Here is an 8,201-nt window from a genome sequence, read left to right on the forward strand (position 1 = left end):
CCGAAAAGAAGGCACTCTCTTCGGGTTTTCGGTCTGTACTGAAATCAAGGTATTATTGGGAATCCCAGCTTAAATCATAGATACCGTAAGGGATTTTATTCTTTATTTAAAACTTTGCAACAGAACCGTGTATCATGTGCTATAATAAATCTACATAACACTATGTAAGTGTGTATTTGATAAGGGGATAGATATGAGTATACAGGTCAGTATTAGAGTATCAAAAGAGCATAAGGATAAGCTTGTAGAGCTTGCAAAAGAAGAGGGGAAGACAATTACCCAATATATCCTAGATAGGACTGTTCTAGCTGATGGAAAGAGTGTAGAGACTGATAACACTCGTGTAGAATCTATGCTACAAGAGCAAATAGAGCAACTAAGGGCTGATTTTGAGCGAGAAAGAGCCTTCTATGCCTCTCAGATTGAGAAAAAAGATGAGCAGATAGCTGAAATTAACGAAACTAACCAAAATCAGCTACAACTGATCGCTGGTCTTACTATGAGAAATGAAACTCTCCTAATCGAAAATAACCGCTCATGGTGGCAGAAGATTTTTGGACGAAAAAATAAGTCAAATTAGCTCATTTTTAGCATAAATATACCGATTTTATGGAAAATCGGGCTAAAATTTGAATATCTCAGTCTTTTAGACAAAAATAAAAGGCAGACACACCCTAAATAAATCCAGTAAGGACAAGGGTTTGTCTGCCTTTTTATGATGATTATCTTACTTTCCGAAAAATTGAGATTTTTAGGAAAGTTGATTGTTTGAGGCTCTGCTCCGTAATTCGTAGTAAATTAGCAAAGCCAGTCCTACTATGTAGATTATATATCCTAATCCAGGAGCTCCGTAGCGTAAAACATAAAATGGATTCCAGATAAGCAATGAAGCTATTTCAATAATAACATAGAGTTCAATAAATTTATTATTTCTTTGCAACAAGCTAGAGAATATCAAAAAGGAAACAATACAAATAGCTGATGAAATAATAGGGTGATCAGCAAAAGCAGGGCTAGGAAATAAATTACTATTCATTCGATTGAAAGGGATAAATTGAGAGAGTGCCATTAGTGAAATCGCAGCAGTCAGAAGCTTATTGGTAGCAAAAACATTTCTGATTTCACTAAGAGGTATACTGCTGTTTGGAACAATACTTTCTTTTTTTACAAAACGTAAGTAGAGATAGTAAGCAAAGGAGATACTACTCAATAAAAGAGTGAATGATATAGCATGATATCCACCTAAAAGACGGCTTGAATCTGCTAGGTCTTGAGGAATATTATAAAGTCCAAATGTAAAGGTCGATATAAATGATGAGGCAGCGTTACCAATGGCATTAGCTTGATTTGCAATGTTTTCTGAGCTTTGAACTTCGCTTGAAATAGCAGACTGCATTGTTAACATCAATAATGTATTTACAATCCTAAGCGGGATAAAAAACTTTTCTCTACGATTTATAACTGAGCTAATTTCAATCAATGAAAATATTAAGAATAACGGAGCCCATTCAGATGCACCGTAAATATTTAAATTACCAACAGGATTTCCAGCTCCAGAACCTAAATTATCGTACATTACTTTAAGAAAAGTTGATGCTATTAGCAAAATCAAACTAATTAAAAGTAACTTTAATGCAGTATCAATTTTTGTATTCCCAGTTTTAAAACTATAAAATTTTGTTTCCACCATATTCTCCTATGACACAAGTAAAACCTCGTCATTGCTATAATAACAAGGTTTTACTTATGGTTATCTATTTCTTTAACAATCTCATGTAGTCACTTTTCGAAGGAATAAAGTGGGTAATGATCACTTCTTTATTCTCTTCGTCCACGACAAATAAAATAAGGTAGTCATCAGAGACTAGAGCCTCTGTCTTAAATTTATCGTGCAACCGTCTACCAATCCTGTCATCAAAATCGAATCCAGATGGCATGAAAGTCAATTTATTGACCTTTTCACGGATTCTATTCACTACATTTTTAGCTCCAGAAACGCTGACGCTTGAAATGAAATTAAAGATTTCATCTAGCTCGTTAAGCGCCTCTTTTGCATACTTGATTTTATAGCCCATAACGTTCTACCAAATCTTTATCAGTGTAATAATTTCCAGATTGAACATCTGCCACCCTTTGGTTGACTTCATTTTTTAATTGCATGAACAAAAATTCATTTTCAAGTTCTTCTTCATCTGGTAGATCTACAGATTTTGTGATAGCCACGTTCTTAAGAAAAAGTGTCATTCCTTTAGCAAGACTGTATCCGTTAGCCTTTAAAACTTTGCTGGCTGAGTCCAACGTATCTGAATCCATTTTAAAAGCTACACTTTTCAAATATGCTGCTTTACTCATAACATTACCTCCTGTATTATTAACATGTTTGTTACACATGTATTTTACTCCTATTCTTTCGACAATGCAACTATTAACTGTTTGGGGTATGCTCTTCTGCATTATCAAAAATTGATAACTGATCTGGAATTTCTTCAAAACTAACCACAATTTCTGCCTTTTTGTAAGGAACTTCCATCAGCTTTAAGAAGTGCTTACTGACCTTCCAAATGCCGTTAGCTTCCTTGCTGATAAACTTATCCTGCTTCATACGGCTAAATATATTAGCTATCCATGTTTGGCTGGTCTCAAACTCCTCTGATAACTTCTTGGTCGTCACGATTACACGGTCGCCATCTGTAACGTTATCGGCGAGGTATCTAAAGACTTTATCTGCTGCTTTTTCAGAATAGCCTAGCATGATAGCCAAGGCTTTGTAGTATCTTTTTTCAAAAGCTTCTTTACCTGCTATCTGATGTTTTAAAACGGTCACTCTGCTATTTGAGAGGGCCTTATTTTTTGGACTGAATTCGATTTTTGGTGTCGTGTTTTTTGTCATTTTTATTGGTCTCCTTTTATCATTTTTTATTGCAAAAGTAGTATGCCACAAAAAGAAAAAATATAGATCAGTCTTTAAAATATTGATTGGCTTTTTTGATAGCAGGAGAAAAATGGACCAACGGGCCACTTTTTCTAAGCGAGTTTCGGCGAGCTTTTTCCTTTGCGAGGTTCGCAAAGGAATCGGCTGCTTTCGGGCAGACGACTAAAAAATGGGGTTGCGGTTCGAGCCCATTTTTTCTTTGCCCATTAGCCAGACATGGATATTGGGCATGCTGTCCGCGTAGGACCCCCTCGGGAGAGCGTTTGGAAGTTTTGATGGGCCCTCGTGGCCTGTCAAAACTGCAAAAACGTTACTCTTTGACAAAGAGTAACAGAAACTCGAGTATCCGCTAGCATTTTATGTAGTGCTCTTCATCTTATTTTTCCTCCCTTGGGCGCGGAATCAGCGTAGCCCCGCGCCTTTTTGCCCGCTATTCGGGCAAAAGTTAGCCCATGACTATGGGCTTGTATATAGCCCCATTTTTAAGCAAAACATGGGCTATATATGTGTACCGCATATTTGTTTTTTATGGGCTACTATATACAACCGTTATTAGGGATAATCATGGACTACTATATCAACCCAGTTTTATTTGAATAATGGGCTAGTATAGGCTAGTAAGAATAGGATAACTATGGGCTTTATATATAATCCATGTCTTTTCAATTCATGGGCTTCTATACCTTTCCATAATGCTCAATGAGTCTCCTAGATGGCTATAAAAGTGATTAAAAATTATTTGAAAAAAAATCCTCGGTTTTTAAAAATATCTTGCCTAAATTTAATCGCAATTATGGCATACTCCTTACGAAGAAAATGGCGCAGGAAAATCTATCTCCTGACTTTTACCATTTTTAATTTATAAAAAGGAGCAGAAAAAATGGCAAAAATGAGTGTTTCATTCAAAAAAGGAACGACTACAAACATCAAGCATAACAACAGAGATTTCCAAGAGCACGAGTGGAAACAAAAGCAGCACGAACACATTATTAGAGCACGTAGCGATCAGAACATTATTGTGGTTCGCAAAGATATTAAGGAGGTCTATAAAGAGCAATTTGGAGATGCAGTAGAAGAGTACAATGCCAAGCAAACCCGCTCAAACCGCAAGATTAAAGATGCCTACGAGCATTTTAAAAACAGCAAAAAGCATCACGAACAATATGAAATTGTCGTAGGATTTGGCAGTAAAAAGGACTGGGACGGCGTGCCTTTTGAAGAAAAGGCTATCGCAGGCCATCAGTTGGCTAGATGGGCAGATAACTTCCAAAAACGTCATAAAAATCTGGTCGTTTATAATGCTGTAGTGCATTTAGACGAAGCAGGGGCTCCTCACATGCATTTGAACTTTGTACCAGTCGCGACGGGGTATCAAAGGAGTTTAAAAAAGCAACCTAGCTTGTCAAAAGCTCTTGAAAACGAGGGCTATCCAGGCCGTGGCAGGGACAGTCGTGAGCAATGGAATGAGTTCCGCTCTATTGAAGTAGATTCTCTAACTCGTTACTTGAACGAGCTAGGAATTGAACGTAAGACAGTGGGAACAAATTCTATCAAAGACATGCACGAGTACAAGGAAATGATAGCAGAGGTTAACCGCACTAAAGAGGAAAAACAGCAAGAAATCAATAGTCTAGACAATAATATTCAAGAAAAACAAAGTTTAGAAGAAGAACTTGAGAATCGTATTAACAAAGGAAAACAAAAACGATGGGAATTGAATGAAAAATTTGGGAAAAATCTCGAGGAGTATGAAAAAGCACTTGCTGAAAAAAAGAAAATTGAACGAGCCTTGCAAATATTAAAAAGCCAGTGGGACAAACTAAGCCTTGCACAAAAAGCAGGGTTGAGCAAGATAGAAGTAGAGCTTGATAATGTCATGAAAAGAGAGGTAGGTATCGAAGTTGAACGAAGAACTAGCCAAAAAAGCGATATCATCAAAAGTCAGGGTGCTAAACTGGATAAGCTGAAAAAGGAGTTGGCGGAAGTCAAGGACGCCAATTTTAGATATGAACAAGAATCTAGCAGGTACGATGGAATATATGCCAATAATATATGGCTAAAAAAAGAAAATGACAATCTGAAAAAAGAGAATAAAGAGCTAAAACAAGAGCTATCTTTCTTCAAAAATCAATTCAGAAAGTTTGCTAAAGCAGTCCGAAAACACCTGTCAAATGGCCTGTTTTTCAGACAATTCCTCTCAGCTATTGATCCGCGAGCTGCAAAATGGCTAGACAAAAAACTAAATCAAAAACAATCTAAGCAAAAAGATATACCATCAGAAGAAAAAGAAACTCAGAAATTCAAAAATCGAGAAGAAGCCCGATAAATCAGCATTTCCTAGTGCTGAGAGAGCGATTCTGAGACGATTTCAGACTTTCAAACGGGTAATTAAGCACGAAAAAACCCTAGGAATCAACGCTTCTAGGGGTTTTGAGTTATTTTTTTATTTTTTTAAGACTGTTTTTGTGGATAATGGTGCTGATAATTTGCGAAACATAATCTGCAACGCTATCTGTGCTATTTGCTTTAACCATTTTGGTTTTAGCCTTTTCTAAAGCAGATTCAAATTCATTGTAACCATATATATCAACAATAGACCTGCTAAATTCTTCTGAAAGAATCGACAAAACTTTTTCATGAACTTCATCTATGACATCAGGGTCTTCAAAATTAATAGAACCGATTCCTTTGAAACGCTCTCTATTAATTTGAGCAATGACTTTTTTGAGCCTAGCTATATAAGAATCCATTTGTCCTTTTGTAACTTCTTCAAAATCTACACTTTCAAACTCTTTCACTAGACTATTATTGTCATTTTCTTCAATAAGTAGGGCATCAAGGGACTTAAGTTCTTTCAAAAGGTCTACAAAATATTCTTTTTGTTTCTTTGTAGGGCTATATTCACTATTATCAATAGTCCATTCAAAAATAACGTGAGTATATTTTCTGCCTTTTTTTATATATTTTAATTCTTTTAAATTTAGTTCAGTGTTTTCATTTATTTCTTTTCTAGCAACTTCTAATACTTTACTTTTTACATTCCCAAAGTTATTTAAGTAAGTCGCTGTAGTAAAATGAAATAAATTATTAATTTCTTCAACTGACATTTCTAGGCTTTTTAGATTTCTTACCTTAGGTCCATAGTTCAATTTTAAATGCTCATATAATATCCACGAATCTGAGTGTTTCATTTGTTTTGTGAGACTAAGATCAATCTGTAAAAATCGTTTTCCCATTTCAGCGATCAAAGGAGCTAAATCTGGATTAAATTTTACTTCGATATTTCCTTTTCCGTCCTCATAATGTATTGAGGAAACAAGATTATATAGGTCAAAGCTATTCTTTTTTACGCCCTCAGGTAAATATGATTCATCAAAAACAAATCCTATTTTGCTTATCACTTGTGTATCTTTTAGAAGTTCTTGCTTGTTAATTCTCTTAATTCCATAAAGTTCTTCAAAATCAGATTTTCGGAACTTAGAAACTGTTCTATTTTCAGCAACATTTAGAATTGCAAAAGATAACAGTCGCATTTGTCTCAAGCTCATTCTTTTTTCTAAATTCGAAAGAGATAGTGCTGGAGATTTTTTTATAATTGTTTCATTGTTAAATACTATTGGTAATTCTTCAATTCTAATCCTCATTGTTTGCTCTTTTGACATTTTTTTCTCCCTGTAATTTATCTTATAATAAATATTATCACAAAAATATATTTAAGTCAATATAAATAATGGTTCAGATTTTTATTTAATAGTATTTTTTTAGAGGAAGAAAAAAGTTTAAATGAGGAAGAAAAAAGTTTAAATGAGGAAGAAAAAAGTTTAAATGAGGAAGAAAAAAGTTTAAATGAGGAAGAAAAAAGTTTAAATGAGGAAGAAAAAAGTTTAAATGGGGGGCTTAAACCCGCATGGTTGAGCGTTTTTTTTCACTTACAACATACTATACATACTATAACATACTATACAGAAAAAACATACTTCTAGTATGAGAAGAAGGAGCCTCCTCCTCTTAAGAAGAAAAAAGGCATCATATTCAATTAAATTTATTAAACTTTTTTCTGCATAGCACTATGTATAGGGGTTAAAATAGTCGCTACGCTCCTAAGCCATCAAAGGGAATTTCCCATCTGATGAAGATCAGAACATTTTATTTTGCTGATATCTCAAATTCCACCCTAACCAGTCCATTCTCTTTGTTTTGATCTCTACATGAAGTCTACAATCAAAATAAAAGCCCCTCAGAGGCTCTCTCAGCTCGTTTGAGGGGTAGACGGTATATTTACCCTAGAAAAGAAATTGAGTGGCTAGAATTACATAAGAGAACCATATCTCAACGGCTTAAAATTGATTCTAGGATTTACCACTCAATTTCATGCTCGGAAAAGCTCTCTTCAAGAGGTGCATTTGCTGCCTCAAGGATTTCCTCTTTTAGTCCAGGGATCGATTGGAGGTAAAAAGTCTCCTGTAGTCCTCGTGTGGCTGGTTCTGTTGCAAAGTTTTAAATCTACTATCAGATAAGGTAGAATAATAGAAAAAGATAGCAGGAGGAATGACGATGAGTCATTTTAAAGGAAAGCAATTTCAGCAGGATGTGATTATTGTAGCCGTGGGCTACTATCTTCGTTATAACCTTAGCTATCGTGAAGTTCAAGAAATCTTATATGATCGTGGCACTAACGTTTCTCATACGACGATTTATCGTTGGGTGCAAGAATATGGCAAACTACTCTATCAAATTTGGAAAAAGAAAAATAAAAAATCCTTTTATTCATGGAAAATGGATGAAACGTACATCAAAATTAAAGGAAAATGGCATTATTTGTATCGAGCCATCGATGCAGATGGTTTAACCTTGGATATTTGGTTACGTAAAAAACGGGACACACAAGCAGCCTATGCTTTTCTTAAGCGGTTAGTGAAGCAGTTTGATGAACCGAAGGTTGTAGTCACAGATAAAGCCCCCTCTATTACAAGTGCCTTTAAGAAACTAAAAGAATACGGCTTTTATCAAGGGACAGAACATCGTACCATTAAATACCTGAATAATTTGATTGAACAAGACCATCGTCCAGTAAAGAGACGCAATAAATTCTATCGAAGTTTACGCACTGCCTCTACCACGATTAAAGGCATGGAAGCCATCCGAGGATTATATAAGAAAACCCGAAAAGAAGGCACTCTCTTCGGGTTTTCGGTCTGTACTGAAATCAAGGTATTATTGGGAATCCCAGCTTAAATCATAGATACCGTAAGGGATTTTATTCTTTATT

The 8,201-nt window shown here is 35.3% G+C and carries 8 protein-coding genes and 1 pseudogene; 4 read left to right on the forward strand and 5 right to left on the reverse strand.

Features of this window, described 5'->3' with window-relative positions:
• A pseudogene (locus tag BMI76_RS10735) lies at nt 1–73 on the forward strand (IS6 family transposase); the annotation flags it as partial.
• Nucleotides 74–193: 120 nt separating this feature from the next.
• Nucleotides 194–580: a hypothetical protein gene (locus BMI76_RS10360; RefSeq protein WP_075347460.1), complete on the forward strand. Its 387-nt coding sequence runs from the start codon at nt 194–196 to the stop codon at nt 578–580.
• Between the two features lie 171 nt (nt 581–751).
• Here BMI76_RS10360 and BMI76_RS10365 read toward each other — a convergent pair whose 3' ends face one another.
• From BMI76_RS10365 to BMI76_RS10380, 4 genes are all read right to left on the reverse strand, one after another.
• On the reverse strand, nt 752–1,690 hold the full coding sequence (locus BMI76_RS10365; protein WP_075347461.1) for a hypothetical protein: 939 nt from the start codon (nt 1,688–1,690) through the stop codon (nt 752–754).
• A gap of 64 nt (nt 1,691–1,754) precedes the next feature.
• Nucleotides 1,755–2,075 (reverse strand): type II toxin-antitoxin system RelE/ParE family toxin, encoded by a 321-nt coding sequence (locus BMI76_RS10370; protein ID WP_075347462.1) that lies wholly within the window; start codon nt 2,073–2,075, stop codon nt 1,755–1,757.
• Nucleotides 2,065–2,352: an antitoxin gene (locus BMI76_RS10375; protein WP_075347463.1), complete on the reverse strand. Its 288-nt coding sequence runs from the start codon at nt 2,350–2,352 to the stop codon at nt 2,065–2,067. The genes BMI76_RS10370 and BMI76_RS10375 overlap by 11 nt, the downstream gene beginning before the upstream one ends.
• 73 nt (nt 2,353–2,425) lie before the next feature.
• Entirely contained in the window at nt 2,426–2,890 is a 465-nt protein-coding gene (locus BMI76_RS10380) for a replication/maintenance protein RepL (RefSeq protein ID WP_075347464.1), read from the reverse strand.
• Nucleotides 2,891–3,812: 922 nt separating this feature from the next.
• On the opposite strand from BMI76_RS10380, the gene BMI76_RS10385 reads away from it, so the two are divergent.
• Nucleotides 3,813–5,258: a plasmid recombination protein gene (locus BMI76_RS10385; protein ID WP_075347465.1), complete on the forward strand. Its 1,446-nt coding sequence runs from the start codon at nt 3,813–3,815 to the stop codon at nt 5,256–5,258.
• Nucleotides 5,259–5,367: 109 nt separating this feature from the next.
• On the opposite strand, the gene BMI76_RS10390 is transcribed toward BMI76_RS10385, so the two are convergent.
• Nucleotides 5,368–6,594 carry a replication initiation protein gene (locus BMI76_RS10390; protein WP_075347466.1) on the reverse strand — a complete coding sequence of 409 codons (1,227 nt, stop codon included), beginning with the start codon at nt 6,592–6,594 and terminating at the stop codon, nt 5,368–5,370.
• A gap of 892 nt (nt 6,595–7,486) precedes the next feature.
• Between BMI76_RS10390 and BMI76_RS10395 the strand changes: the two genes are divergently transcribed.
• Complete coding sequence (locus tag BMI76_RS10395) at nt 7,487–8,167, forward strand: IS6-like element IS1216 family transposase (protein WP_075347467.1); 681 nt, start codon at nt 7,487–7,489, stop codon at nt 8,165–8,167.
• Nucleotides 8,168–8,201: the final 34 nt, after the last annotated feature.

The sequence above is a fragment of the Streptococcus sp. 'caviae' genome (assembly GCF_001937065.1).
Classification (GTDB): domain Bacteria; phylum Bacillota; class Bacilli; order Lactobacillales; family Streptococcaceae; genus Streptococcus.